The sequence below is a fragment of the Pedococcus sp. P2_E5 genome (genome assembly GCF_056403895.1).
The window spans coordinates 43452-68923 of the sequence record NZ_JBFUEP010000015.1; the positions used below are offsets into that span (position 1 = coordinate 43452).

Below are 25472 nucleotides of genomic sequence, written 5' to 3' on the forward strand. Positions count from 1 at the left end.
CGATGTAAACGCGCCCGGGAATCCTCGGCGCGTTTACATCGAACGGGCGAAGAGGCGGGGGGTCAGAGGGTGCGAAGCATCCTGGTGTTGCCCAGCGTGTTCGGCTTGACCCGCTCGAGGTCCAGGAACTCCGCGACACCCTCATCGTAGGACCGCACCAGCTCCGCGTAGACATCCGGCTCGACGGCCTGCCCCTCGATGGCCTCGAACCCGTGCCGGGTGAAGAAGTCGACCTCGAAGGTGAGACAGAACAACCTCTGCACCCCGAGCTCGCGGGCATCGGCCATCAGGGCTTCCAACAACATCGACCCCACGCCGTTGCCCTTGGCCTCGGGGCGGACCGCCAGCGTGCGGATCTCGGCGAGGTCCTCCCACATCACGTGGAGCGCGCCACACCCGACGACCACGCCGTCGAGCTCTGCCACGCGGAACTGCTGGAGCGCCTCGTAGTAGGTCACCGCGTCCTTGGAGACGAGAACGCGCGAGTCGGCGTGCGGCCGGACGATCTCCCGGATCGTCCGGATGTCACTGGTGCGGGCCGCCCGGACGGTGACCGATCCGGCGCCCAGAACGGGTGTCCCGGGCTCAGGCACCGGTCCAGCCGTCTCAGCGGCCTCAGGCACCGAGAGCGCCGTTCTTCATGTCCGCGAAGATGCTCCTGGCAGGGCCGCCCAGCAGGACGACCGACTGGCCTTCCCGGGTGCCGACCGCGCCGGGCACCACCTTGTTGGGGACCTTGGCCGCGTTGGAGAGGTAGAGGCTGGCCGACAGGTTGAGCACCTCGGACACGCTCAGGTCGGTGCTCAGGTGGGGGCCCATCTTGGACAGGAGCCCCGCCAGTGCGCCCGGGCCTGCCTTCTGGGCCATCACCATGCCGGCCCGGATGATCGCACCCTGGTTCGCGGAGCGGCCGAAGTCACCGTTGGGCAGGTGCTTGCGCTCCCTGGCGAGGGCCAGTGCGTGCGTGGCGTCCAGCTTGTTGGCCCCGGCCTTCATGATCGCCAGGCCGTCCACGCTCTTGAGCGCCTTGGCCGCAACGAAGACGATTCCGCCGAGACTCCTGACCATCCCGCGGAAGCCCTTGAACCCGGTGATGACGTAGCCGTCGATCTGCACCCCCGAGGTACGTTCGACCGTCCTGACCTGTCCGTTGACGCCGCCGAAGACCAGGGCGGCGTTGATCTTGCCGCTGCCGCCTCCGGGCATGGGCACCCAGGAGTCACGCGGGATGCCGACGATGCCACCGACACCCTTCGTCGCGTTCACCCCGATGATGTGGAGGGCGTCCGCCCGGCACTTGGTCACCGGCTGCGGATTGCGGGCGTCCGACCCGATGGCGAGGATCCGCATGGTCGGGAACGCCGGCCGCGCGACCTTCAGCGAGGGCCACCAGCCCCCGACGACGGTCCAGCCGGACTTGGCCTTGACGAGCAGGGTGACGTCCTTGCCCTGCACGACCGTGGCGATGGGCGTGCCCTGCCACGTGCCGGTCGACCCGGTCACCGCGACCGGGGCGGTGCGAGGCGTGCGCTTGGCGAGCGCCGTCGCGATGGTCGGCGCACCGGTTGCAGGCTTGCCACCGAGATAGAGGGCGGTCATCGTCGCGAGCAGGTCAGCGGGCAGGTTGGCCCCCGTGACCTTCGCACGAGTCGGTGTCGGCGCAGGGGTCGTCGTGGCGCTGGAGGGCCAGGGGGCAGCAGGCTTGTCCTTCGAGCACGCGGCGAGGGTCAGGGGCGCGGCGAGAAGACCGACGAGGACCGAACGGCGGGGCAGGGGGGAGTGAGACACGCGCTCCAGAGTAAGCGCTCTCCCCGCGACTTCGAGAACTCGCCATGCACAAAGCCGGGGTATGCCGCGTGGTGACCACGCGGCATACCCCGGCTCGTGTCTCGGGTGGGATCCCTCAGCTGGCGTCGGCGGAGTCCGCCACCGTCTGCACCACCGGCAGCTCGATGCTGCCGGGGTGCGGCGTGCCGACGAAGGTGAACGTGCCGTTCTTGGTGTCACCTTCGGCTCCGACGAGCACGAGCTCGCCGGCCTTGAGCTCGCCGTAGAGGATCTTCTCGGACAGGACGTCCTCGATCTCGCGCTGGATGGTGCGACGCAGCGGTCGTGCACCGAGCACGGGGTCGTAGCCCTTGAGGGCCAGCACGTTCTTGGCCTCGATGGTGAGCTCGATGCCCATGTCCTTGTCCTTGAGCCGCTTGTCCAGCTTGGCGATCTCGAGGTCGACGATGGCGACGATCTCGTCCCGCGTGAGCTGCGGGAAGACGATGATGTCGTCCACGCGGTTGAGGAACTCGGGGCGGAAGTGCTGCTTGAGCTCGTCGGTGACCTTGTTCTTCATCCGGTCGTAGCCGCTCTGGGTCTCGGCACCGGCCGAGAAGCCGAGCGAGCCCTTGGTGATGTCGCGGGTGCCGAGGTTGGTCGTCATGATGATGACGGTGTTCTTGAAGTCGACCATCCGGCCCTGGGAGTCGGTGAGGCGGCCGTCCTCGAGCACCTGCAACAGGGTGTTGAAGATGTCGGGGTGGGCCTTCTCGACCTCGTCGAACAGCACGACGGAGAACGGCTTGCGGCGGACCTTCTCGGTGAGCTGGCCACCCTCTTCGTAGCCGACGTAGCCGGGAGGCGAACCGAAAAGCCTTGAGACCGTGTGCTTCTCGGAGAACTCCGACATGTCGAGCTGGATGAGGCTGTCCTCGTCACCGAAGAGGAACTCGGCGAGCGTCTTGGCGAGCTCGGTCTTGCCGACACCGGTCGGTCCGGCGAAGATGAACGAGCCACCGGGACGACGCGGGTCCTTCAGACCGGCGCGGGTGCGACGGATCGCCTGGGACATCGCCTTGATGGCGTCGTCCATGCCGACGACGCGCTTGTGCAGCTCGTCCTCCATGTGGAGCAGTCGGCTGGACTCCTCCTCGGTGAGCTTGAAGACCGGGATGCCGGTGCTGGCAGCCAGGACCTCGGCGATGAGCTCCTCGTCGACCTCGGCCACGACGTCCATGTCGCCGGACTTCCACTGGGTCTCGCGCTCTGCCTTGGCCTGGAGCAGCTTCTTCTCGTCGTCACGCAGGTGCGCGGCCTTCTCGAAGTCCTGGCCGTCGATGGCCGACTCCTTCTCCAGCCGCACGGCCGCGATCTTCTCGTCGAACTCGCGCAGGTCCGGCGGAGCGGTCATCCGGCGGATGCGCAACCGCGCGCCCGCCTCGTCGATGAGGTCGATCGCCTTGTCCGGGAGGAAGCGGTCGTTGATGTAGCGGTCGGCGAGGTTGGCCGCCGAGACGAGGGCGCCGTCGGTGATGGACACCCGGTGGTGGGCCTCGTAGCGGTCGCGCAGGCCCTTGAGGATCTCGATCGCGTGGCTGAGCGTGGGCTCGGCCACCTGGATCGGCTGGAACCGGCGCTCGAGGGCCGAGTCCTTCTCGATGTGCTTGCGGTACTCGTCGAGCGTGGTGGCCCCGATGGTCTGGAGCTCACCGCGGGCCAGCATCGGCTTGAGGATGCTGGCGGCGTCGATCGCGCCCTCGGCGGCACCCGCACCCACCAGGGTGTGGATCTCGTCGATGAACAGGATGATGTCGCCGCGGGTGCGGATCTCCTTGAGGACCTTCTTCAGCCGCTCCTCGAAGTCACCGCGGTAGCGGCTGCCGGCCACGAGCGCGCCGAGGTCGAGGGTGTAGAGCTGCTTGTCCTTGAGGGTCTCGGGCACCTCGCCCTTGACGATGTCCTGGGCCAGTCCCTCGACGACAGCGGTCTTGCCGACGCCGGGCTCACCGATGAGGACGGGGTTGTTCTTGGTGCGGCGGGACAGCACCTGCATGACCCGCTCGATCTCCTTCTCACGCCCGATGACAGGGTCGAGCTTGCCCTCGCGGGCTGCCATCGTGAGGTTGCGGCCGAACTGGTCGAGGACGAGCGAACCCGCAGGAGTCCCCTCCTGCTGCACGCTGCCTGCCAGGCCGGCGCCGGAGCCACCTTCCTTGCCCTGGTAGCCGGAGATGAGCTGGATCACCTGCTGGCGCACGCGGTTCAGGTCGGCGCCCAGCTTGACGAGGACCTGGGCGGCGACGCCCTCGCCCTCGCGGATCAGGCCGAGCAGGATGTGCTCGGTGCCGATGTAGTTGTGGCCGAGCTGCAGCGCCTCGCGCAGGCTCAGCTCGAGGACCTTCTTCGCCCGGGGCGTGAAGGGAATGTGGCCGCTCGGGGCCTGCTGGCCCTGGCCGATGATCTCCTGCACCTGCTCGCGGACCGACTCCAGCGAGATGCCGAGGCTCTCCAGAGCCTTGGAGGCGACGCCTTCACCCTCGTGGATGAGACCGAGYAGGATGTGCTCCGTGCCGATGTAGTTGTGGTTGAGCATGCGCGCTTCCTCCTGCGCAAGCACGACCACCCGACGGGCCCGGTCGGTGAACCGTTCAAACATCTTCTGCTCCTGCCTATCGAGATCACCTCGATGCTATCCGTGCTGCGAGGTCCCGGCGTACGCCTTTCGGGTACCGATACTGGATCGGGACGAAACAGTTCCTCTGACACGACTCGTTGGGGGGAACGTGGGGCGTTCCTCCCCTGTTCCCTTCCCTGAGCGCACTCCGCTCATGTTCGCCGTGGGCGGACGAACGGTCGGTATGCCGCGGGGTGCACCACGCGGCACGCCTCGTCTTCGAGACGGGGCGCCGGGTGGCCGGGTTCAGGCGGCTGGGCCCTTCTTGCGGACCTCGTCGACGTGCGCCATCGCCTCACGCAGCTCCCCGAGCCAGCTGTCGGACTTGTCGGCCACGAGCTTGACGCACCAGGCGAGCGCCTCGGACCGGCTCCTGGCCACCCCCGCCTCGACGAGGGTGTCGAGCACCTTGCGCTCCGGTTGCCGCAGCCGGGTCATGACGGGAGCGGCGAGATGGGTGAACAGCGCCTCGGTCTCGCCCACCCGCACACCCCACGAGACCTTGCGGCCGCTGAGGTGCTCGAGCTCGCGGGCGATCTCGATGCGCCGCTCGCGGGTGTCCTCCCGGAAGGACTTGATCCGGCCGCGCGCCGCGATGGCGCGGTCGGTGTCGTCGACGTCGCCGTCCTGCGTGGGTTCGGCGAGGGTGCCGATGATGATGAGCTCGTCGCGGTCGCGGGTGACCTCGACGGGGCCGGTGAACCAGTCGGTCGGGAGGCGGCCGGCCAGCCACGCCTCGGCGGTTGTCTTCGTTGCCATGTAATCATGATTACACCATTACAGGCTGGGTGGAACGGCTGTCCGCTGTCGGCGAACGCCCGGCGTCCGGCCCGCCGCAACCCTCGGCGGCGCCTTCTCAGCGCGGGCGTTGGTCGCTGATCCGCTTCGCCTTGCCGAGCGACCGCTCGAGGGCGTGCGGCGCGAGCACGTCGACGCGGATCGTCACGCCGACCCGGTCCTTGACCCGCTTCTGCAGGTCGCGGGCCATCCGGGCACGGTCGTCCTCCGTGGAGGTGTCGGACGCCGCCTCCACCTGCACCGTGAGCTCGTCCATCCGACCGGGCCGGGTCAGCACGCACAGGTAGTGCGGCGTCAGGCCGTCGACGGTGAGCAGGTGCTCCTCGATCTGGGAGGGGAACACGTTGACCCCGCGCACGATCATCATGTCGTCGCTGCGACCGGTGATCTTGGCCATCCGCCGGAACTGGGGGTAGGCCGTGCCGGGCAGCAACGTGGTCAGGTCCCGGGTCCGGTAACGCACCACCGGCATCGCCTGCTTGGTCAGCGACGTGAAGACCAGCTCACCATCCTGCCCGTCGGGAAGCACCTCGCCCGTCACAGGGTCGACGACCTCGGGGTAGAAGTGGTCCTCCCAGATGTGCAGGCCGTCCTGGGTCAGCCCCGACTCCTGCGACACCCCCGGCCCGATGACCTCGGAGAGTCCGTAGATGTCGACCGCCCGGATGTTGCTGCGTCGCTGGACCTCCTCGCGCATCTGCTCGGTCCACGGCTCGGCCCCGAAGATCCCGATCTCGAGCGAGGTCTGCCTGGGATCGATCCCCTGCCTGTCCATCTCGTCGAGGATGGCCAGGAAGTAGGAAGGCGTGACCATGACGACCCGCGGCTGGAAGTCCTGGATCAGCTGGACCTGACGTTCGGTCATGCCACCGCTGACGGGCACCACCGTGCAGCCCAGCCGCTCGGCTCCGTAGTGCGCGCCCAGCCCACCGGTGAACAGCCCGTAGCCGTAGACGACGTGCAGCAGGTCGCCCGGGCGCCCGCCGGCGGCCTCGATCGACCGCGCCATCACCTCCGCCCACATGTCGATGTCGTCGCGGGTGTAGCCCACGACGGTCGGCTTTCCTGTCGTGCCGCTCGAGGCGTGCACCCGCACGACCTGCTCGCGCGGCACCGCGAACATCCCGAAGGGGTAGTTGTCGCGCAGGTCCGCCTTGGCCGTGAACGGGAACCGCGCCAGGTCGGCCAGCTCGTGCAGGTCCTCGGGTCGCACCCCCGCCGCGTCGAAGGCGGCCCGGTAGTGGGGCACGTTCCCGTAGGCGTGGGCCAGGCTCCAGCGCATCCGGTCCAGCTGGAGCGCGCGCAGCTCATCGACCGTGGAGACGACGTTGTCCATGCCCGGCAATCTACGACCGCTTCACCGGCGCGAGGTATGCCGCGTCGTCCAGCCTGCACCGAGGACACGACACGCCGCGCACCCAGGCCTGCAGCTCGCCGGACGGCGGCGTGTCGTGTCCTCGGACGGGGCGTCCCCGTGCCGAACCTGAGAGTTGGCCGTGAATCCCCGACTTACGTATCGCCGCGCGGGGATCGGACGTACGCTGCCAAAGGTGGACCGGGTGGGCTCGCCTCTGGTCGTCGAGCCACCTCGAGAGGTGGTCGACGAACCCCCGCGCGTGCGCAGACGCGTCCCCCCGCGGCGGTGGCTGCTCGCGGCGACCGTGGTGGCCCTCCTCTCCGTGGCCGCAGTCGCGGTGACATGGGGACCCGACACCGCACCGATCACTGCCACCGATGTGGACAAGGCGGTCCAGGACGGCATCGCCAAGGCCAAGGAGGACGCCGCCAAGGCACCTCCTGACGCGGCCGCGGCATACCGGGTGGCGTTGCCGTCACTCGTCACGATCGCCACGGAGCGCAACGGCAGCAACGGTGCCGAGAGCGGCGGTGGCGCGGGTGTCGTCGTCAGCGCCGCGGGCGCCGTTCTCACCGCCCTGCACGTGGTCGAGGGGGCGAAGAGCATCGAGGTGACCTTCTCGGACGGCACCTCGTCGAGCGCGAAGGTCGAGGAGCAGGACCCCGCGACCGACATCGCGGTCCTCACCCCGGAGGAGCTCCCCCAGGTGGTCGTCCCCGCGGTGCTGGGCGGCGGTGCACAGGTGGGCGACCCGGTGTTCGCGCTCGGTCATCCCTTGGGCCTCAAGGGATCCCTGTCGGCCGGAGTGGTCTCGGCGCTGGACCGGACGATCGAGGTGGACGCCGACGAGACGCTCAAGGGCCTCATCCAGTTCGACGCCGCCGTGAACCCCGGCAACTCGGGCGGCCCCCTGCTCAACAAGGCGGGACAGGTGGTCGGCATCGTCACCGGTCTTGCCAACCCGTCGCAACAGAACTTCTTCGTCGGCATCGGTTTCGCCGTGCCCATCGCCACCGCCGGCGGCATCGCCGGAAGCCCACCGCAGTAGCCACGCAAAGCCCGCCGTAGTAACCCGCCTCAGTGGCGGATCGCACCCGAGGAGAGCGCATGGATCCGCACCACCCCGAACTCGGCCGGCAGCACCCGCTCGAGCAGGCGCTCTACGAGGTGAAGAAGACCATCGTCGGTCAGGACGTCCTCCTCGAGCGCATGCTCGTCGCGCTGCTGGCTCGCGGCCACCTGCTCGTCGAGGGCGTGCCGGGGCTGGCCAAGACGATGGCGATCAAGACGCTCGCCCAGGCCATCGGGGGCGAGTTCCAGCGGATCCAGTTCACCCCCGACCTCGTCCCCGCCGACGTCATCGGCACCCGCATCTACAACCAGAGGGACGGGGAGTTCCAGGTCTCGCTGGGCCCCGTCTTCGCCAACCTCGTGCTGGCCGACGAGATCAACCGCGCGCCCGCCAAGGTGCAGAGCGCGCTGCTCGAGGTCATGCAGGAGCGCCAGGTCACCATCGGGCGGGAGACGTTCAAGGCGCCGGACCCGTTCCTCGTCATGGCGACCCAGAACCCCATCGAGTCCGAGGGGACCTATGCGCTGCCCGAGGCGCAGGTGGACCGGTTCATGCTCAAGGCTCTCGTCGGATACCCCACCGCCTCAGAGGAGTTCGTCGTGGTCGAGCGGATGACGACGACCTTCGAGGCGGCCCAGCGAGTGCTCGAGCCGGGACAGCTGGTGGAGTTCCAGAAGCGGGCCGACGCCGTCTACGTYGACCCCGCCGTGATCGAGTATGCCGTGCGGCTGGTCGGCGCGACCCGCTCACCCGGAGCAGTGGGTCTGCCCGACCTGGCGCGCTACCTGTCGTTCGGTGCGAGCCCTCGCGCGTCGATCAACCTGGTACTCGCGGGCAAGGCGCTGGCCTTCCTCCGGGGTCGCGACTTCGCCCGCCCCCAGGACGTGCGCGACCTGGCACGCGACGTGATGCGCCATCGGCTGGTGCTGTCCTACGAGGCCCTCGCCGAGGGCATCGCGGCGGACGACCTGCTCGGCCCGATCCTGGACGCGGTGACGATGCCGGACGTGCCCCTGCGCGAACGCCGCCAGCAGCCCCAACCCACCTCCGAGGCGCCATGGGCCGCCGGACCCCGCTGACCCCAGAGCCGGTGGCCCCCGGGCCAGCCGCCTCGGGACCGTTGACCGCCGAGCGCCTGCTCCGGCGGCTCGAGTGGCGCGTCGTGCGTCGTCTCGACGGGCGACTCCAGGGCGACTACCGGACGCTGTTCCGCGGCACGGGTGTGGACTTCACCGACCTGCGCGAGTACGAGCCGGGTGACGACCTGAGGCACATCGACTGGAACGTCACCGCCCGCATGGACACGCCCTACGTCCGTGAGTACGTCGAGGACCGTGAGGTCACGGCATGGCTCCTGCTGGACCGGTCGGCCTCGATGGGCTTCGGACCGGTGGATCGCCAGAAGTCGTTGGTACTGGCCGAGATCGCCACGACGATCGCGCACATCCTGGCGCGCGGTGGCAACCGCATCGGTGCGGCGTTGTTCGACGGGAGCATCGAGACGATCCCTCCGGGGCAGGGTCGCAACCAGGTGCTCCGTATCAGCCAGGCCCTGCTGCGGCCGCCGCCCGGCGTCCGGTCGAAGGACACCACGGACCTCTCCCGACTGCTGCGTGCGGCGCTCGGGCTGGCTCGTCGCCGCTCGTTGCTGGTCATCGTCTCCGACTTCATCACCCAACCGGGCTGGGAGCAGCCGTTGTCACTGCTGGCGCGACGCCATGACGTGGTGGCCATCCAGGTGGTCGACCCGCGGGAGTCCGAGCTCCCCGCGGTGGGGATGGTCTACGTCGAGGATGCCGAGACGGGCGAACAGATCTTCGTCGACACCAACGACCCGGTCTTCCGGGAGCGGCTTGCCGCTGCGGCGGCCGAGCGGCAGGACGCCCTGGTTGCGGCAGCACGTCGGTCGGGCACCGAGATCCACCCTGTCGCCACGGACGACGACCTGGTCAGGGCGCTGGCCCGGATCTCCGAGCTGCGAAGGCGGCGGCGGAGGTGACCTTCGAGTGGCCGATGCTGTTGCTGTCCCTCGTCGCGGTCCCCCTCCTGGTGATCGCGTACCGGGCCCAGCAGCGCCGCCGCGACGAGCGTCGCGCGCACCTGGCGGCCGAGGGGCTGGTCGCTTCCGCTGCGGGGCGCCCCGACCGGTGGCGTCACGTCGCACCCCTGCTCCTGCTCACCGCGCTGACGCTGCTGCTCGCCTCGCTCGCCCGTCCTTCGGCGACGGTGGCCGAGCCACGACGCGAGGGCACCGTCATCCTGGCCTTCGACGTGTCGACGAGCATGGCCGCCAAGGACCTCGCGCCGACGCGGCTCGACGCGGCCAAGGCCGCGGCCCGCACCTTCGTGGCCAAGCAGCCGGCGTCGATCCGCCTGGGCGTCGTGGCCTTCGGGGACTCGGCAGTCATCTCGCAGCAGCCGACCAACGACCGCAACGAGGTACTGGCCGCCATCGACCGGCTGGCGCCCCAGGGCGGCACGGCTCTGGGGCGCGGCATCGTCTCGGCCATCAGCGCGATAGCGGGCAAGCCGATCAGCGTGGACGAGACAGGCCAGGACGGCACTGCTGGGGGCGACGACATCGGCTACTACGGCTCGGCTGCCGTGGTGCTGCTGTCCGACGGCGAGAACACCACCGAACCCGATCCACTCGTCCTGGCCGAGCTCGCTTCCACCGCAGGTGTGCGGATCTTCCCGATCGGGCTCGGCAGTCCCCGGGGCACGGTCCTGGAGGTCGACGGCTTCCAGATCTCGACCCGCCTCGACGAGGCCACCCTCAAGCAGATCGCCGATACCACCGACGGCACCTACTACGCCGCGAGCGACACGGCCGCCCTGGGCAAGGTCTACAGCTCGATCAACCTCACCTGGACCGCACGGACCGAGCGTCGTGAGATCACGTCCTGGTTCGCGGCCGCCGCGGCCGTCCTCCTCCTGCTCGGGGCAGGCGTCTCCGTCGTCCGCTCGGGACGGGTGGTCTAACCATGTCCTTCGCCCTCCCCGGCGCCCTGCTCGGGCTGCTGACCGTCCCGGTCCTCGTCGCGGCATACCTCTGGCAGCTGCGGCGACGCCGCCGCGTGGCCGTCCAGTTCTCCAACGTCGCCCTGATCCGCGCGGCGCTGCCCCGCCAGCGGGTGTGGCGCCGCCACGTGCCGCTTGCCCTCGTGCTCCTCAGCCTGGCCCTGCTCGGTCTCGCGGCGGGCCGTCCGCAAGTGCGCGCGCAGGTGCCGATCTCGAGCTCCGCCGTGATCCTCGCCGTCGACGTGTCGGGATCGATGTGCGCAACGGATGTCACCCCGAATCGCCTTGCGGCAGCTCAGGAAGCGGTGCGTGACTTCATCGACAACCAGGACGGACGCACCCGGATCGGGCTGGTGGTCTTCTCGGGGTTCGCCCAGGTGGCTGTCGCGCCGACGACCAACCACGACGACCTCCTCCACGCCGTCGACGGGCTGACCACCGGAAGGGGCACCACCATCGGCGCGGCGATCCTCAAGTCGATCGACGCGATCGCCGAGATCAACCCCGCCGTCACCCCTGTCGGCACGGGTGACGCCGGCGTCGACGGACCCGACGCACTGACTCCGACACCAACTCCGGGAGCCATCCCTCCGGGATCACCGGAGGTGGAGCGGGCCAAGACCGTTCCCGAGATCGTCGTCCTGCTGACCGACGGCGCCAACACTCGCGGAGTGACGCCGCAGGACGCGGCCGTGCAGGCAGCGGCCCGCGGGGTGCGGGTCTACCCGATCGGCTTCGGCACCACCGAGCCGACCCAGATGGTCTGCACCCGCGACCAGCTCGGGGGAGGGCTGTTCGACGGTCCTCCCGGTGGCTTCGGCGGCGGCCTCGGGCCGGGAGGACGCAACTTCCTCGTCGTGGACGAGGACGCGCTGCAGACGGTCGCGCGGACGACCGGTGGGGAGTACTTCAAGGCGAGCGACGCCGACCAGCTGCAAGGGGTCCTGAACGACCTGCCCAAGCACGTCGACCTGCAGGAGCGCAACGTCGAGATCAGCGTCGCCTTTGCCGGGCTCGCGGCGCTGCTGCTGTTGCTCGGGCTCTGGCTGGCCGGACGCTGGACCGCCCACCCGCAGTGACGACCCGGATCCTCCGGACGAACGGCTAGCGGCGGCGTTGGCAGCGGCCGCACCAGAACAGGTTGCGGCCGGCCACCACCCGGGTGCGGATCCGCGAACCGCAGACCCGGCACGGCTCACCCTGACGGCGGTAGACGTAGGACGTCCGCTCCGCAAGCCGGTCGACCTCGCCCGCCGCGAGCTCGGCCCGGATCTCGTCCACCTGCTCCGCCACGGTCACGATCTTGCCGGTGGCCACCCCCAGGGGCAGCAGGTCGACGAGGTCGAGCCAGATCGCGTCCCACGTCGTGCGGCGGATCTCCTTGCCCGGCCGGAAGGGATCGACCCGCTGACGGAACAGCACCTCGCTGCGGTAGACGTTGCCGATGCCGGCCAACACTGACTGGTCCATCAGCAGCTCGCCGATCGCCTTGCTGCTGCGGGAGAGCTTGCGCCAGGCGATCTCCGGATCTGGTTCCGGGTGAAGGGGATCCGGGCCGAGGCGCGCCATCACCGCCTCCACCAGGTCGGGTGTGATCACGGCACACAGGTTGGGGCCACGGAGGTCGGCGACGTGCTCGTCGGTGGCCAACCGCAACCGGACCTGGCCCACCACGGGCATCTCGCCGGCATACGGGCGGTCGTCGATGGTGAAGGTCCCGATGAGGCCCAGGTGCACGTGCAGCCACGCGTCCTCCTCGAACTCGGCGAACAGGTGCTTGCCCCACGAGGTCGCGTGGACGAAGGTGCGTCCGGACAGCAGCGCGGCGCCGGCCGCGAACTTCCCCTGCGGGCTGCTCACCGTCGGCTGCGTTCCTCGGTATGCCGCGTCGAGGTCACGTGCGAGTGCGAACAGGGTGTGGCCTTCGGGCATGGGCCCATCATGGCCTGCCAGCCGACGTGGGCGTCAGCTGGCCTTCTTGGCGGCCTTCTTGGCCGCCGTCTTCTTGGTGGCGGTCCTGGCGGCCGGCTTCTTCGTGTCGGCGGTGGACTCCCCGCGCGAGGCCTTGGCCTTGTCGACGGACTTCTTGAGGGCGGCGAGCAGGTCGACGACCTCGCCCGACTCGTCCTTGGACTCGGGCGCGAACTGGACCTCGCCGCCTTCGACCTTGGCCTTGACGAGCGACTGCAGCGCCGCGGCGTAGTCGTCCTCGTAGTCGTCGGGCTGGTAGTCCCCCGCCAGCTGCTCGATGAGCAGGTCTGCCATGGCCAGCTCCTGCTTGGTGGCCTTGCCCTCGTCGTCGAGCGTCGCGAAGTCCGGCTTGCGGATCTCGTCCGGCCACAACATGGTCTGCATCAGGATCACGCCCTCGTGGACGCGCAGCACCGCCATCGTCATGCGCGTGCGGATCGACACCGTCACGACCGCGACGCGGTTCTCCTTCTCGAGCGCGTCACGCAGCAGGATGTACGGCTTCGTCGAGGCCTTGTCGGGCTCGAGGTAGTAGGACTTGTCGTAGAGCATCGGGTCGATCTGTTCGGCGGGGACGAACTTCTCGACCGAGATCTCCTTGCTGCTCGTCGCCGGCAGGTCCTTGAAGTCCTCGTCGGTGAGGACGACCATCTCGCCGTCCTCGGTCTCGTACCCCTTGGCGATGTCGTCGTAGGACACGATCTCGCCGTCGATGCTGCAGATGCGCTGGTACTTGATCCGGCCGCCGTCCTCGCGGTGCACCTGCCGGAACTGCACGTCATGGTTCTCGGTGGCGGAGTAGAGACGGATCGGCACGTTCACCAGGCCGAAGGACACCGCGCCCTTCCAGATCGCTCGCATGCTCGCTGGTCCTCCCTCTGTTTGTCTGGCCACGTGGAAACCAGCCTATGCGTCAGGATGGCCCCATGCGCCCCATGCTGGCCAGTCCCGCCACCGGCATCCCCGACGGGGACGACTGGATCCACGAGGTGAAATGGGACGGAATGCGCGTGCTCGCGGACGTGCGCGACGGGGCGCTCACGCTGACGTCGCGCATCGGCAACGACGTGACCGCCAGCTACCCCGAGCTGGCCGACCTCGCGACCGCCTACGACGACATGCTGCTGGACGGCGAGGTCGTTGCCCTCGAAGGGGGCCGACCCTCGTTCGGGGCGTTGGCCGACCGGATGCACGTGCGCGACCGCCGCAAGGCCGAGCGGCTGGCGACGGTGCGGCCGGTCACCTTCATGGTCTTCGACCTGCTGCGGCTCTATGGCTCCGACCTCACAGCACAACCGTTGTCGGCCCGGCGCGACCTCTTGGAACGCCTCGACCTCTCGGGCCGGCACTGGCAGGTTCCACCGGTCTACGAGGACGGCCGGGAGCTCTTCGCCGCAACCCTCGAGCAGGGCCTCGAAGGGGTGGTGAGCAAGCGCCTCTCCGCGCCCTACCTCCCCGGCCGGCGCTCGACCGACTGGCTCAAGTCACCGCACCGGGCCACCCTGTCCGCCGTCGTCGGCGGCTGGCGAGCGGAGAAGACCAACGACTCGGGACGGCTCGGGGCAGTCCTGCTCGGGGTCCCCGACGGCAGCGGCGGATGGCGGTTCGCGGGGCGGATGGGCAGCGGTATCGCCGGTCGCGCGGCCACCCAGCTCGCCGACGCCCTCGCCAAGCACACCCGCCCGGACTCGCCCTTCAGCGACGAGGTCCCCCGCATCGACAGCGTCGGGGCGACCTGGGTCGACCCGGTCGTGGTGGTGGAGGCTCGGACCCTGGAGGTGACCCGCGACGGCAGGCTGCGCCAGCCGGCATACCTCGGCATCCGCGCGGACCTGACGCCCGAGGACCTGCAGGAGATGGGCGATGCCTGAGCGCTACGTCCCGCAGGCCACGCGCGTCGAGGTGGCCGGCCGCACCCTCAAGCTCACCAGCCTCGACAAGCTGCTGTTCCCGTCGACCGAGACGACCAAGGGCGAGGTGCTGAACTACTACGCCCAGGTGGCGGACGTGATCCTCCCCCACCTGGCCGACCGGGCGCTGACACGAGTTCGCTGGCCGCACGGGACCGGCGACCAGAGCTTCTTCGAGAAGAACCTGCCGTCCGGGGCGCCGTCGTGGCTGCCCCGGGTCACCATCGACACGGTGACCTACCCGATGGTCGAGGACCTGGCCCAGCTGACCTACCTGGTCAACCTCAACTCGATCGAGCTGCACATCCCGCAGTGGAGGGTGGCCGGCGGCGAGCGGCAGCACCCCGACCGGCTCGTCATCGACCTCGACCCGGGCTCACCGGCCGGGCTGCGCGAGTGCGCCCAGGTCGCCGTCATGGTGCGCGACCGGCTCGGCGCCCTTGGCCTCGACCTCTTCCCGGTCACCAGCGGCAGCAAGGGCATGCAGCTCTACGCAGGGCTGCCGGGCGACCTCAGCTCCGACCAGACCCGCGACCTCGCCATGCAGCTGGCCCAGGAGCTCACCAAGAAGCACCCCGACCTGATCGTCTGGAAGATGACCAAGTCGCTGCGGCCGGGCAAGATCTTCCTCGACTGGAGCCAGAACGTCGCGGCCAAGACGACCGTCAGCCCCTACTCGATGCGCGGCAAGGAGACACCGACGGTCGCCGCGCCCCGGTCGTGGGACGAGGTCGAGGCAGGAGCCGGGGGCGCGAAGTTCGAGCAGCTGATGTTCGACGAGGTGCTCGAACGGCTCGAGTCCGACGGCGACCTGCTCGCCGACCTCTTGGACTAGACGCCGGCGAGCCGAGGACAGCCCGAGCACTCGTGCACGCCGGGCAGGACGTAGATGAAGCAGCACGAGCCGCGCTGGGGTGGGCGCTGGCCGCGGGCCCGGGCCAGCGTCATCGCCCACACGTCGTCGACCATCGCCCGCCGGGTGTGGTCACCGAGCTTGGCGTCGGACCGATAGCCCAGCGCCAGCTCCAGTCCAGCCACCCGGTATGCCGCCCGGGCGGCTTCCAGCCGGTCGTCGAGCGGCGCAGGGGTGACGGTGGGCGTGGAGAACTGCGCCGCGACGGGGTAGAGCTGGGTCGGTTGCAGCGCGAAGCTGAGGCCGGAGGCCTCGGGGTGCACGACGCAGGAATGGTGCCGCGCGGCATACACCCCGACCTCGGCGGCCACCTCGAGGGTCCATTGCAGGACAAAGGCCGACGGCATTGAGGGCGGCACGACGGTGGCGTACTGGCGTCCGGTCGAGATCGTCAGCTGGCGACGCCATTCGCGCAGTGGATCGCCTCCGCTGCGTTGACCGTCGAGAATTGTCCGCCAGTCCCAGGAAAGGACCGGAGTCCCTTCGGGGACCTGGCGGATATCCAGTGTCAGTGCGCCTTGTCGTAAGCCGCCTGGACCTCGGCAGAAATACGGCCGCGATCGCTGACCTGGTGCCCGTTCGAGCGCGCCCACTCGCGCACGTCACCGAGGTCGCGCTTTCCCGACCCGCGGCCACCGGCAGGTCGACCCGCGGTGCGGCGGCCCGCCGAGCGCCGCGCGTGGCCGACGTACGGCGCCAGCGCATCGCGCAGAGCGGCGGCGTTCTTGCCGTTGAGGTCGATCTCGTAGGTGACGCCGTCGAGGGCGAAGGTCACCGTCTCCTCTGCAACCGAACCGTCGATGTCGTCCTCGAGCACAATGCTGACGCGCTGGGCCATGGAGATTCCTCTCGGAAAGTGTGAATGGGGAGTGCGTCAAAGATAGTGGCCACGTCAGCCCATTCTCAAATGGCGGTGAGAAAGACCCTCAGGAAATCTTCTCGCCATTCGAAGAATGCCCTGAATTGTCCTTCGCAGTCTCGTCCTCAGCGTGCGCCGCATCCCATTGAGAATGCGCCAGTCGTTCCTTGCGGTCGCCCTCGATCATGTTCTTGATGACCAGCCAGAAGAGGAATCCGACGCCGGCCGACGGGATCAACGCTGCGATGTACGGCCAGATGCCACTCATCGGGAAACCTCCGGCTTGAGGTGCGGAAACAGGATGGTCTCGCGGATGTTGGCGTCGGTGAACAGCATGACGAGACGGTCGACTCCGAAGCCGAGGCCGCCCATCGGAGGCGCGCCGTACTCCAGGGCCCGCAGGAAGTCCTCATCGAGCTGCATGGCCTCGGGATCGCCCCCGGCAGCCTTGACCGACTGGGCGGTGAGCACCTCGCGCTGCACCACCGGGTCTACGAGCTCGGAGAAACCCGTCCCGCGCTCGACCCCGCCGATGATGAGGTCCCACGCCTCGATCAGCCCCGGCTCGCTGCGGTGCGGGCGGGCCAGCGGCTGCGCGACCGCCGGGTAGTCGCACAGGAACGTCGGCTGCAGCAGCCCCGGCTCGACCAGCTCGCCCAGCAGCTCGAGGAACACCTTGTCCTTGTCCCAGGCCGGGTCGATGTCGACATCGTGCTTCGCGGCATACCCGCGCAGGGTGTCCGCGTCGGTGTCGATGGTGACAGTCTCGCCCACCGCCTCGGAAACCCCCTGGTAGACGGGCAGCCAGCGCCACTCACCGTCGAGGTCGACCGTGCCCGCAGCCGTCTCGACCTGGCGCGAGCCGAGCGCGTCGGCGACGCCGAGGAAGACGTCGCGCATGAGGGCGGCGATGCTCGTCTGGTCGCCATAGGCCTGGTAGGCCTCGAGCATCGTGAACTCGGGGCTGTGCGTGGCGTCGACACCCTCGTTGCGGAAGATGCGGCCCATCTCGTAGACGCGGTCGACTCCCCCGACGACCGCCTTCTTGAGGTTGAGCTCCAGCGCGATGCGCAGGGTCATCTCCTGGTCGAAGGCGTTCATGTGGGTGCGGAACGGCCGGGCCGCCGCCCCGCCGTGGATGAGCTGGATGATGGGCGTCTCGACCTCGAGGTAACCCTGGTCCTCGAGGACGTTGCGGATCGCGGACAGCGCACGGGCCTTGGTGCGCACCATGTCGCGGGCCTCCTGCCGGACGATGAGGTCGGCATAGCGCTGGCGCACCCGCGACTCCTCCGACAGGTCCTTGTGCAGGACCGGCAGCGGGCGCAGCGCCTTGGACGCCATCTCCCACCGGGTCGCCATGACCGACAGCTCGCCGCGGCGCGAGGAGATCACCCGGCCCTCGACGAACACGTGGTCGCCGAGGTCGACGGTCGACTTCCATTCAGCCAGGGCGTCCTCGCCGACCTCCGCGAGGCTGAGCATCACCTGCAGCCGGGTGCCGATGCCCTCCTGGAGGGTCGCGAACGCGAGCTTGCCGGTGTTGCGGATGAAGATGACGCGGCCGGCGACGCCCACGACGTCCTGGGTCTCCTCACCGGTCTCGAGGTGACCCCACTGGTCGCGGACCTCGGCAAGGGTGTGGGTGCGTGGCACGTGGACGGGGAAGGCCTGCTTTCCCTCCGCCAGCAACCGGTCCCGCTTCTCGCGACGCACCTTCATCTGCTCGGGGAGGTCGGCGTCGGGCTGGGTCGCCACGGCAGTGGCGTCGGTCGCGCTGGGGGTCTGGCTCACCCGCAAAGGGTACCGACCGGCATACCGAGCCCCACATGGCGGACTCGACGGCGCCTCTGTTGGAAGCGAAACGCCCGGATATCCGGAAGTTTCGCTTCCAACAGGCGCCAGAACGCGGCCGGGGAGGGGTCAGTCGGTGAGGTCGAGGGCTAGGTCGAGGATCGGCGAGGAGTGGGTCAGCCCGCCGACGCTGAGGTAGTCGACGCCCGTCTCGGCGTACTCCCTCGCAACCTGCAGCGTGAGCCCGCCCGTGGCCTCGAGCTCGACGTCCTCACCGGTCGCGCGCACGGCCTGCACCGTCTCGCGCAGCCGCTGCGGAGACATGTTGTCGCACAACAGGAACCGCGCGCCTACCTCGACCGACTCGAGCGCCTCCTCGGTCGTGGTGACCTCCACCTGGATCGGGACGTCCGGGAACCTCGCCAGCACCGCGGCATACGCCTTGCTGAGTGAGCCGGCGGCGAGCTTGTGGTTGTCCTTGATCATCGCCACGTCGAACAGGCCCATGCGCTTGTTGGTGCCGCCACCCGCGCGGACGGCGTACTTCTCGAGGGCGCGCAGCCCCGGGGTGGTCTTGCGGGTGTCGAGGACCGTTGCGCCAGTGCCTTCGAGCCGCTGCGCCCAGGCGTGGGTGTTCGTGGCGATGCCGGAGAGCCGGCACACGAGGTTGAGCATGGTTCGCTCGCCGACCAGGGTCACCTGGGTCGAGCCGGTGAGCGTGGCGACCACGTCGCCCTTGCCGACGAGGTCGCCGTCGCGGTGCTTCGTGGTGATGCGCAGGGGCTCGGCGCCCATCCTCCCGGCCACCTCGTCGAACACCATGGCGATGAGGGGTATGCCGGCCAGCACGCCGTCCTCGCGCGCCACGACGTCCGCTGTGCTCACCTGGTCGGCGGGGATGGTGGCCGTCGTCGTGACGTCGACGCCGTCCGCCCCCCCGAGGTCCTCGTCGAGGGCGATGCCGATGACGGCCAGGGCCTGCACCTCGGGGAACCGCAGGTCTGCGAGGTCGGCCGGGTCGGCGGAGTGTGGGTCGGTCATGCGAGGTCCTGTCCGGGAACGAGTTCGAACGTGGTGGAGAGCGTGCCGTCGGCGCCTCGCACGACCAGGGTGTGTCCGCGCCAGCGGGGATCGACCTGTTCGGTGTGGTCGCTGCGGACGTGACCGCCACGGGTCTCCTCGCGCAGCGAGGCCGCTAGGGTGAGGACCTGGCCGATGTGGAGCAGGTTGGTCGTCTCCCACGACTGCGGACCCGACTCCGTGGACGTGGCGGCGAGCGCGAGGTCGCGAAGGGCGAGCGCGGTGCTCGCCAGGGACGCGGCCGACCGCACCGCGCCGGAGCCCGCCGTCATCGCGGCCTGCACCTGCACCCTGGCCGAGCCGTCGAGCAGCGCGGCCTCACMAGTGGGCGCGGCCGGGACCGCCTGAGGGAGCTCCCCCCACGCCAACCGTTCGCTGATGTCGTCAGCGATGCGGTGGGCAAAGACCAGGCCTTCCAGCAGCGAGTTGGAGGCGAGCCGGTTGGCACCGTGGACGCCGGTGCAGGACACCTCGCCGCAGGCGTAGAGGCCGTCGAGGGACGAGCGCCCGACGAGGTCGGTGCGCACGCCGCCGCTGGCGTAGTGCTGTGCCGGGGCGACCGGCAGCAGCTCGGTCGCGGGGTCGAACCCGAGCTCGCGACAGCGCGCGACGATGGAGGGAAAGCGCTCCTCGAGGAACTCGTTCCCCAGGTGGCGGGCGTCGAGGTAGACGTGGTTCTCCCCCGTCTCCTGCATCCGGTCGACGATGGCTCGCGAGACCACGTCACGCGGGGCCAGGTCGGCCAGCGGGTGACGTCCGTGCATGAACCGCACCCCGTCACGGTCGACGAGGAAGGCTCCTTCGCCGCGCACGGCCTCGGAGATGAGTGGCTGCTGGCCGCTGGACCCCGGCCCCAGCCACAGCACCGTGGGGTGGAACTGGACGAACTCGACATCCGCCATCACGGCGCCGGCGCGCAGGGCCGCGGCCATGCCGTCGCCGGTGGCGACCGACGGGTTGGTCGTCGCTGAGTAGACCTGTCCCAGCCCGCCGGTGGCCAGGACGACGGCGCGCGACATGGCGGCTCCGACGCCGTCCATCTGTCCCTCGCCGATGACGTGCAGGGTGGCCCCACAGACGCGGGACTCGTCGTCCTGCAGCAGGTCCACGACCAGGGCGTGTTCGATGACCTCGATGCCGGGGTCGTCCTTGACACGGTGCAGGGCGGCGATGAGGGCCCGGGAGATCTCCTTGCCCGTGGCGTCGCCACCCGCGTGGGCGATCCGGTCCTTGAGGTGGCCGCCCTCGCGGGTGAGCTTGAGCTCGCCCGCGTCGTCGAGGTCGAACTCGGCTCCGAGGGCGACCAGCTCGCGGACCCGCTCGGGGCCTTCGTGGACCAGGGCCGTGACCGCGGGGACGTCGCAGACTCCGCAACCCGCCACCAGGGTGTCGTGCAGGTGCTCCTCGGGTGAGTCCCCCGGGTCGAGCGCGGCTGCGATGCCGCCCTGGGCCCACTGGGTGGACCCCTCGTTGAGCACCGTCTTGGTCACCAGCAGCACCCGGTCCACGCGCTGCCGCAGCCGCAGGGCGGTCGTGAGCCCGGCGATGCCCGAACCCACCACGATGACGTCCGCCGACGTGGTCCAGCCGGGCAGACCCGCGACGAGGCGGCGCGGGATGCTCGGTCCCGGCTGGTCACGGACCGTGCTGTCGCTCGGGGTGGTGTCAGCCCCGGTGGGGTCAGTCATGGTGGCGCCGCGTCACGGCCGAGGTCTTCAGCCCGAAGCCCTCGGGCACGTCCCCACCGTCGTGGCCGATCTCGACGATCTTGTTGTCCTTGTCGACGAAGACGACCTGGGGTTCGAAGGACCTCGCCTCGAGGTCGTCCATCGCGGCATACGCGATGATGATCACGGTGTCGCCCGGCGAGATGAGCCGCGCCGCCGCGCCGTTGATGCAGACGATGCCCGTCCCTCGCTCCCCCGCTATGGCGTAGGTCGTCAGGCGGTTGCCGTTGTCCACGTCGACCACGTCGACCTGCTCTCCCGGCAGCAGGCCAGCGGCATCCATGAGGTCGAGGTCGATGGTGAGCGACCCGACGTAGTGCAGGTCCGCCTGGGTCACCGTGGCCCGGTGGATCTTGGCGTAGAGCATGAAGCGCTGCATGGGCACGTTCCTCGGTCCGCGTCAGCCGCTGGCAGAGTCGACGTCGGAGAAGACCTCGAGCGCCCCGCCGCCGGGCCCGACCGAGATCGGCAGGTTGTCGATGAGCCTCGTGGTGCCCACTCGTCCGGCGACCGCGAGGAGGGCCTCACCGCGGTACCACTCGGGCACGTCCTCCAAGGTCGACGGATGCACGAGGACGAGGTAGTCGATCAGCGCCAACGGCTCGCGCACCAGGACCGTGCGCGCGGCTCGCCGGATCGCCGAGGGTCCCTCGCCAGCCGCTGCGGCACCGGCGCGCAGTGCCTGGGACAGGCACAGCGCGGTCTCCCGGTCGGAGTCGGTGAGGTAGGTGTTGCGGCTGCTCATCGCCAGTCCGTCGGACTCACGCACGGTGGGCACCGAGACGACCTTCACCGGGAAGTCGAGGTCGCGCACCATCCTCCGGATCAGCAGCAGCTGTTGGGCGTCCTTCTGACCGAAGTAGGCGGAGTCTGCGCTGGTCAGCTGCAGGAGCTTGGCGACGACGGTCAGCATCCCGTCGAAGTGGCCGGGGCGGGCCTGCCCCTCCAGCACGTTGCCCAACGGTCCTGCTGAGATGCGTACGGCGGGGTCACCGTCCTGGTAGATGACGTCGGGCGTCGGTGCGAAGACCAGGTCGACCCCTGCTCGACGGCAGATCTCCATGTCGTTGTCGAAGGTGCGCGGATAGCGCGACAGGTCCTCGCGCGGCCCGAACTGCAGGGGGTTGAGGAAGATCGTGACCACCACGTGGGCGGCAGCCTGCCGAGCCGTCTCGATGAGGGTCGCGTGCCCTTCGTGCAGGGCGCCCATCGTCATGACCACCGCGACGTCGCCGTCCGTGAGCTTGCGCCTGGCGGTCCGCAGCTCGTCGCGGGTCCTGGCGACCACGGGGTCGCCGCCCGCGGGAGGCATCGGATCGGTGAGTGCCGCAGCCGCGGAGGCGGACGGCATACCGGACTGTTCGCTCACTTATCGCTCCTGGTCGGTCGCGAGGATGTCCAACAGGGGTTCGGCCACGTGCGGCTTGAGCCGACCGCTGGCCAGGGCTCGTTCGGCGGTGGCCCGCGCGAGGGCCAGGTAGGTGGATCGGATGTCGGGGGTGAGGCTCTGAAGTTGTCGCAGGTGCTCGGCAACGGTACCCGCATCACCGCGCGCGACGGGCCCGGTGAGGGCAGCGTCACCCGCGCGCAACGCGTTGTCGAGGGCAGCGGACACCAATGGGCCGAGGACCCTCGCCGGCGTCTCGACCCCAGCTGCCCGCAACGCCTGCAGCGACTGCGCGATCAGGGTGACGAGGTGGTTGGCCCCGTGCGCGAGTGCCGCGTGGTAGAGCGGTCGGGCGGACTCCTCGATCCAGACGGGTTCGGCGCCGATCTCGAGGACCAGGGCCTCGGCGACCGGGCGCAGCGGCTCGGGAGCGGTCACGCCGAAGCAGCACTCCACCAGGCGTTCGAGGTCCAGCCCGGTGCCCGTGAACGTCATGGCCGGGTGCAGGGCCAGCCCGAGGACGTGCTGCTCGAGGGCGGGCGCATAGACCTCGAGCCCGTGTCGGCCGGACGTGTGCGCGACGAGCTGACCCGCCTGCCACGTCCGGGTCGCGGCAAGCCCCGCGACGAGGTCCGCCAGGGCGTCGTCGGGGACCGCGAGGAGGACGAGCTCGGACCGCCGCACCACGTCCTCCGGGGAGACGACGGGTATGCCGGGCAGCAGCTGGGCCGCGCGCGTCCGGGACTGCTCGCTGACGCCCGAGACCGCGACCACACGGTGGCCGACCCGCTGGAGGGCCGCCCCCAGGACCGCTCCGACGCGGCCGGCGCCGACGACACCGACGTCGAGTCGGGCGGGACGCTCGTCGGCCGAAGTCACCAGCCCAACCTATCTCGGGGGCCCTGCGCTCGACGCAGCGCTCCTGCGTTGATTGGGCGAGTGCCGACCCACACGGCTCGGCATAGGTTGGCCGGGTGACCCTCCTCGACTGGCAGGCGGCCTGGCAGGGCGCCCTCTACGGTCCCGACGGCTTCTACCGCGGCTCCCCGGGTCCGGCAGGCCACTTCACGACGGCCACCCACGGCTCACTGGGGGAGGTCCTGGCGGGCGCGGTCGCACAGCTGGCGCAAGAGAACGGCCTCACCCAGGTCGTGGACGTCGGCGCCGGCCGTGGCGAGCTCCTCACCCACGTGCATGACGTCGACCCGACCCTGCGCCTCACCGGAGTCGACGTGGTCGCCAGACCACGGGACCTCGCCCCGTCCATCGAGTGGCAGGTCTCGCCGGGCGGTCCAGCCCTGCCGTCGGGCCTCCGCGACCTCGACCAGGTGCTCGTCTTCGCCCACGAATGGCTCGACGTCGTGCCGTGCCCGGTGGCGCAGATCGATGGCGACGGGACCCTCCGGCTGGTGCAGGTGGACGTGCAGACCGGTCAGGAGTCCCTCGGCCGAGAGGTCGGTGGCGACGACCTCGACTGGGCCGAAACACACTGGGAGACAACGGCGATCGGCGATCGGGTCGAGGTCGGGCTCCCCCGCGACCGTGCGTGGGCCGAGCTCGTCGGCCGCGTCCGCCGCGGCGTCCTCGTCGCCGTGGACTACGGCCACCGCGGTGGTGACCGCCCCCTGGGAGGCACGCTCGCGGCATACCGGCGCGGGCAGCTGGTCCCGCCCGTGCCCGACGGGACCTGCGACCTGACCGCGCACGTCGCCATGGACACCCTCGACCACGACGAGCTGCTCGACCAGCGCACGGCGTTGCGCGGGCTGGGCGTGGACGGGCGGCACCCACCCCTGGAGCTGGCGAGTAGCGACCCCCAGGCCTACCTGCGGGGGCTGGCCACCTCGTCAGCCGCCGCAGCCCTCACCGCACCCGGCGGCTTCGGCGACTTCCTGTGGGCGGTCAAGCGCGTGGGCTGACGACCAGTCGCTCGAACCCCCGGAGCACGAACGTCGGGCGACGCCGCGCCTCGACGACGACCAGGTCCGGGAACCGGGCGAGCATGGTGCGCACCGAGATCTCGAGCTCCAGCCGGGCCAGTGGCGCACCGATGCAGAAGTGGATCCCGGCCCCGAACGCCAGGTGCGGGTTGGGGTCTCGCGTCGGGTCGAAGCGGTCGGGGTCGGCGAACACCGCGGGATCGCGGTTGGCCGCACCGAGGAGCGCCGCCACCTTGTCGCCGGGTTCGAGCGCCACACCGGCCACCTCGGCGGGTTCCTTGGCGGTGCGCTCGAACAGGTGCAGGGGCGAGTCGTGGCGCAGGAACTCCTCCACCAGGCGCGACACGGCCGCATCGTCGGCGACGTCCAGCTCCACCCGGTCGGCCGCGGTGAGCCAGGAGTGCATCCCGTTGCCGAAGCCGTTGACGCTCGCCTCGTGCCCCGCGTTGAGCAGCAGCACCGCCGTGGCCACGAGCTCGTGGGCCGACAGCCGGTCCGACCCGTCGCGAGCGGTGACGAGGTCGGTGAGCAGGTCGTCACCCGGCGCCTCGGCGCGGTGCGCCGCGAGCTCCTCGACGTATGCCGCGAAGGCACCGCAGGCCTCGCGCGCCGCCGACTCGTCGGCCGGGGTCCGGCCCACCTCGTACATCCGAACGATGGCCTGGGACCAGGGGCGCAGGTGGTGCCGATCGGCCTCGGGGACACCGAGCAGCTCGGCGATCACGAGGACGGGCAAGGGCTCGGCGTAGTGCTCGATGACGTCGAACTCGCCAGCGGGCAGCTCCGCGAGCAGCCCCTCGGCCAGCTCCTGGATGCGGGGAGCCAGGCGCTGCACGTGACCCCGTCCGAACGCGCCGGCAACGAGGCGCCGCAGCCGGGTGTGCTTCGGCGGTTCGCTGTCGAGGATCGAGTCGGCGTGCAGCCAGTTGAAGGTGTCCCAGTCGGCATCCGGCGTGCGGGGTGCGAACACCCGGCCCAGGCGTCGGTCACGCAGGACGGCACCGGCCTCGGCGTGTCCACTCGCGAGCCAGACACCCAGGCCGCTGTGCCACGCGAGCGGTGCGACCGTGCGCAGTGCGGCCAGGTGCGGGTAGGGGTCTGCGACGACTGCGGGGTCTCCCAGATCGAGGAGGTCGGCGGCGTCGACGGCGGGCTGGGCGGGCACGCGATCAGCCTGCCGCAGATCGCCCGGTTTTGTC

At 70.1% G+C, this 25472-nt stretch carries 25 protein-coding genes; 8 read left to right on the top strand and 17 right to left on the bottom strand.

Translation table 11 applies throughout. The annotated features are described in order from the left end of the window. Positions 1-62: 62 nt before the first annotated feature. The 5 genes from AC1DVZ_RS06885 to paaK form a co-directional block, all read right to left on the bottom strand. Complete coding sequence (locus tag AC1DVZ_RS06885; RefSeq protein ID WP_477617436.1) at positions 63-593, bottom strand: amino-acid N-acetyltransferase; 531 nt, start codon at positions 591-593, stop codon at positions 63-65. A gap of 22 nt (positions 594-615) precedes the next feature. Further along, positions 616-1788, bottom strand: coding sequence for an LCP family protein (locus tag AC1DVZ_RS06890; protein WP_477617437.1), 1173 nt, complete (start codon positions 1786-1788; stop codon positions 616-618). Positions 1789-1903: 115 nt separating this feature from the next. Then, positions 1904-4426, bottom strand: a complete 2523-nt coding sequence (locus AC1DVZ_RS06895; RefSeq protein WP_477617438.1) for an ATP-dependent Clp protease ATP-binding subunit — start codon at positions 4424-4426, stop codon at positions 1904-1906. 264 nt (positions 4427-4690) lie between these two features. Further along, positions 4691-5203, bottom strand: coding sequence for a hypothetical protein (locus AC1DVZ_RS06900; protein WP_477617439.1), 513 nt, complete (start codon positions 5201-5203; stop codon positions 4691-4693). A gap of 97 nt (positions 5204-5300) precedes the next feature. Continuing rightward, positions 5301-6578, bottom strand: coding sequence for a phenylacetate--CoA ligase PaaK (paaK, locus tag AC1DVZ_RS06905; RefSeq protein ID WP_477617440.1), 1278 nt, complete (start codon positions 6576-6578; stop codon positions 5301-5303). 223 nt (positions 6579-6801) lie between these two features. Between paaK and AC1DVZ_RS06910 the strand changes: the two genes are divergently transcribed. From AC1DVZ_RS06910 to AC1DVZ_RS06930, 5 genes are read left to right on the top strand one after another with little or no spacing between them, the layout of a single operon-like run. Continuing rightward, a complete protein-coding gene (locus AC1DVZ_RS06910; protein WP_477617441.1) occupies positions 6802-7647 on the top strand; it encodes a S1C family serine protease in 846 nt (281 codons plus the stop codon). Between the two features lie 59 nt (positions 7648-7706). Then, positions 7707-8750: an AAA family ATPase gene (locus AC1DVZ_RS06915; RefSeq protein ID WP_477617442.1), complete on the top strand. Its 1044-nt coding sequence runs from the start codon at positions 7707-7709 to the stop codon at positions 8748-8750. Then, positions 8729-9670, top strand: a complete 942-nt coding sequence (locus AC1DVZ_RS06920; protein ID WP_477617443.1) for a DUF58 domain-containing protein — start codon at positions 8729-8731, stop codon at positions 9668-9670. The genes AC1DVZ_RS06915 and AC1DVZ_RS06920 overlap by 22 nt, the downstream gene beginning before the upstream one ends. Beyond that, positions 9667-10653: a VWA domain-containing protein gene (locus AC1DVZ_RS06925; protein ID WP_477617444.1), complete on the top strand. Its 987-nt coding sequence runs from the start codon at positions 9667-9669 to the stop codon at positions 10651-10653. The genes AC1DVZ_RS06920 and AC1DVZ_RS06925 overlap by 4 nt, the downstream gene beginning before the upstream one ends. A gap of 2 nt (positions 10654-10655) precedes the next feature. Beyond that, the gene (locus tag AC1DVZ_RS06930) at positions 10656-11771 is read left to right on the top strand and encodes a VWA domain-containing protein (protein WP_477617445.1); all 1116 of its coding nucleotides are present in this window, start codon (positions 10656-10658) and stop codon (positions 11769-11771) included. 25 nt (positions 11772-11796) lie between these two features. On the opposite strand, the gene AC1DVZ_RS06935 is transcribed toward AC1DVZ_RS06930, so the two are convergent. Both AC1DVZ_RS06935 and ku read right to left on the bottom strand, forming a co-directional pair. Beyond that, the gene (locus AC1DVZ_RS06935) at positions 11797-12624 is read right to left on the bottom strand and encodes an Fpg/Nei family DNA glycosylase (protein WP_477617446.1); all 828 of its coding nucleotides are present in this window, start codon (positions 12622-12624) and stop codon (positions 11797-11799) included. Between the two features lie 33 nt (positions 12625-12657). Next, positions 12658-13524, bottom strand: a complete 867-nt coding sequence (gene ku, locus AC1DVZ_RS06940; protein WP_477617447.1) for a non-homologous end joining protein Ku — start codon at positions 13522-13524, stop codon at positions 12658-12660. A gap of 65 nt (positions 13525-13589) precedes the next feature. Between ku and ligD (AC1DVZ_RS06945) the strand changes: the two genes are divergently transcribed. Both ligD (AC1DVZ_RS06945) and ligD (AC1DVZ_RS06950) read left to right on the top strand, forming a co-directional pair. Further along, positions 13590-14534 carry a non-homologous end-joining DNA ligase gene (ligD, locus tag AC1DVZ_RS06945; protein WP_477617448.1) on the top strand — a complete coding sequence of 315 codons (945 nt, stop codon included), beginning with the start codon at positions 13590-13592 and terminating at the stop codon, positions 14532-14534. Continuing rightward, positions 14527-15408, top strand: a complete 882-nt coding sequence (gene ligD / locus AC1DVZ_RS06950) for a non-homologous end-joining DNA ligase (protein ID WP_477617449.1) — start codon at positions 14527-14529, stop codon at positions 15406-15408. Before ligD (AC1DVZ_RS06945) ends, ligD (AC1DVZ_RS06950) begins: the two co-directional genes overlap by 8 nt. Here ligD (AC1DVZ_RS06950) and AC1DVZ_RS06955 read toward each other — a convergent pair. From AC1DVZ_RS06955 to AC1DVZ_RS06995, 9 genes are all read right to left on the bottom strand, one after another. Continuing rightward, positions 15405-15833 carry a (2Fe-2S)-binding protein gene (locus tag AC1DVZ_RS06955; protein ID WP_477617450.1) on the bottom strand — a complete coding sequence of 143 codons (429 nt, stop codon included), beginning with the start codon at positions 15831-15833 and terminating at the stop codon, positions 15405-15407. The two genes, ligD (AC1DVZ_RS06950) and AC1DVZ_RS06955, sit on opposite strands and share 4 nt — an antisense overlap. A 161-nt stretch (positions 15834-15994) precedes the next feature. Continuing rightward, the gene (locus AC1DVZ_RS06960; protein WP_477617451.1) at positions 15995-16324 is read right to left on the bottom strand and encodes a histone-like nucleoid-structuring protein Lsr2; all 330 of its coding nucleotides are present in this window, start codon (positions 16322-16324) and stop codon (positions 15995-15997) included. An 88-nt stretch (positions 16325-16412) separates the two neighbouring features. Further along, on the bottom strand, positions 16413-16613 hold the full coding sequence (locus tag AC1DVZ_RS06965; protein ID WP_477617452.1) for a hypothetical protein: 201 nt from the start codon (positions 16611-16613) through the stop codon (positions 16413-16415). Then, positions 16610-18067: a lysine--tRNA ligase gene (gene lysS / locus AC1DVZ_RS06970; RefSeq protein ID WP_477617468.1), complete on the bottom strand. Its 1458-nt coding sequence runs from the start codon at positions 18065-18067 to the stop codon at positions 16610-16612. The genes AC1DVZ_RS06965 and lysS overlap by 4 nt, the downstream gene beginning before the upstream one ends. A 201-nt stretch (positions 18068-18268) precedes the next feature. Further along, positions 18269-19180, bottom strand: a complete 912-nt coding sequence (gene nadC / locus AC1DVZ_RS06975; protein WP_477617453.1) for a carboxylating nicotinate-nucleotide diphosphorylase — start codon at positions 19178-19180, stop codon at positions 18269-18271. Further along, positions 19177-20907: an L-aspartate oxidase gene (locus AC1DVZ_RS06980; RefSeq protein ID WP_477617454.1), complete on the bottom strand. Its 1731-nt coding sequence runs from the start codon at positions 20905-20907 to the stop codon at positions 19177-19179. Before AC1DVZ_RS06980 ends, nadC begins: the two co-directional genes overlap by 4 nt. Further along, a complete protein-coding gene (gene panD, locus AC1DVZ_RS06985) occupies positions 20900-21325 on the bottom strand; it encodes an aspartate 1-decarboxylase (protein WP_477617455.1) in 426 nt (141 codons plus the stop codon). Before panD ends, AC1DVZ_RS06980 begins: the two co-directional genes overlap by 8 nt. 21 nt (positions 21326-21346) lie before the next feature. Then, on the bottom strand, positions 21347-22258 hold the full coding sequence (gene panC, locus AC1DVZ_RS06990) for a pantoate--beta-alanine ligase (RefSeq protein WP_477617469.1): 912 nt from the start codon (positions 22256-22258) through the stop codon (positions 21347-21349). A gap of 57 nt (positions 22259-22315) precedes the next feature. Next, a complete protein-coding gene (locus AC1DVZ_RS06995) occupies positions 22316-23212 on the bottom strand; it encodes a Rossmann-like and DUF2520 domain-containing protein (RefSeq protein ID WP_477617456.1) in 897 nt (298 codons plus the stop codon). Positions 23213-23307: 95 nt separating this feature from the next. Here AC1DVZ_RS06995 and AC1DVZ_RS07000 point away from each other — a divergent pair, with 95 nt between their 5' ends. After that, positions 23308-24252 carry an SAM-dependent methyltransferase gene (locus tag AC1DVZ_RS07000; RefSeq protein WP_477617457.1) on the top strand — a complete coding sequence of 315 codons (945 nt, stop codon included), beginning with the start codon at positions 23308-23310 and terminating at the stop codon, positions 24250-24252. On the opposite strand, the gene AC1DVZ_RS07005 is transcribed toward AC1DVZ_RS07000, so the two are convergent. Continuing rightward, complete coding sequence (locus AC1DVZ_RS07005; RefSeq protein WP_477617458.1) at positions 24236-25438, bottom strand: cytochrome P450; 1203 nt, start codon at positions 25436-25438, stop codon at positions 24236-24238. The two genes, AC1DVZ_RS07000 and AC1DVZ_RS07005, sit on opposite strands and share 17 nt — an antisense overlap. Between the last annotated feature and the right edge of the window lie 34 nt (positions 25439-25472).

Excerpts from the sequence above, each read along its gene's own strand:
- lysS (WP_477617468.1), bottom strand. The coding sequence starts at position 18,067 with ATGAAGGTGCGTCGCGAGAAGCGGGACCGGTTGCTGGCGGAGGGAAAG.
- AC1DVZ_RS06960 (WP_477617451.1), bottom strand. The coding sequence starts at position 16,324 with ATGGCCCAGCGCGTCAGCATTGTGCTCGAGGACGACATCGACGGTTCG.
- ku (WP_477617447.1), bottom strand. The coding sequence starts at position 13,524 with ATGCGAGCGATCTGGAAGGGCGCGGTGTCCTTCGGCCTGGTGAACGTG.
- AC1DVZ_RS06900 (WP_477617439.1), bottom strand. The coding sequence starts at position 5,203 with ATGGCAACGAAGACAACCGCCGAGGCGTGGCTGGCCGGCCGCCTCCCG.
- ligD (WP_477617448.1), top strand. The coding sequence starts at position 13,590 with ATGCGCCCCATGCTGGCCAGTCCCGCCACCGGCATCCCCGACGGGGAC.
- panD (WP_477617455.1), bottom strand. The coding sequence starts at position 21,325 with ATGCAGCGCTTCATGCTCTACGCCAAGATCCACCGGGCCACGGTGACC.
- AC1DVZ_RS06965 (WP_477617452.1), bottom strand. The coding sequence starts at position 16,613 with ATGAGTGGCATCTGGCCGTACATCGCAGCGTTGATCCCGTCGGCCGGC.
- nadC (WP_477617453.1), bottom strand. The coding sequence starts at position 19,180 with ATGACCGACCCACACTCCGCCGACCCGGCCGACCTCGCAGACCTGCGG.
- panC (WP_477617469.1), bottom strand. The coding sequence starts at position 22,258 with ATGCCTCCCGCGGGCGGCGACCCCGTGGTCGCCAGGACCCGCGACGAG.
- AC1DVZ_RS06920 (WP_477617443.1), top strand. The coding sequence starts at position 8,729 with ATGGGCCGCCGGACCCCGCTGACCCCAGAGCCGGTGGCCCCCGGGCCA.
- paaK (WP_477617440.1), bottom strand. The coding sequence starts at position 6,578 with ATGGACAACGTCGTCTCCACGGTCGATGAGCTGCGCGCGCTCCAGCTG.
- ligD (WP_477617449.1), top strand. The coding sequence starts at position 14,527 with ATGCCTGAGCGCTACGTCCCGCAGGCCACGCGCGTCGAGGTGGCCGGC.
- AC1DVZ_RS06930 (WP_477617445.1), top strand. The coding sequence starts at position 10,656 with ATGTCCTTCGCCCTCCCCGGCGCCCTGCTCGGGCTGCTGACCGTCCCG.
- AC1DVZ_RS06935 (WP_477617446.1), bottom strand. The coding sequence starts at position 12,624 with ATGCCCGAAGGCCACACCCTGTTCGCACTCGCACGTGACCTCGACGCG.
- AC1DVZ_RS06955 (WP_477617450.1), bottom strand. The coding sequence starts at position 15,833 with ATGCCGTCGGCCTTTGTCCTGCAATGGACCCTCGAGGTGGCCGCCGAG.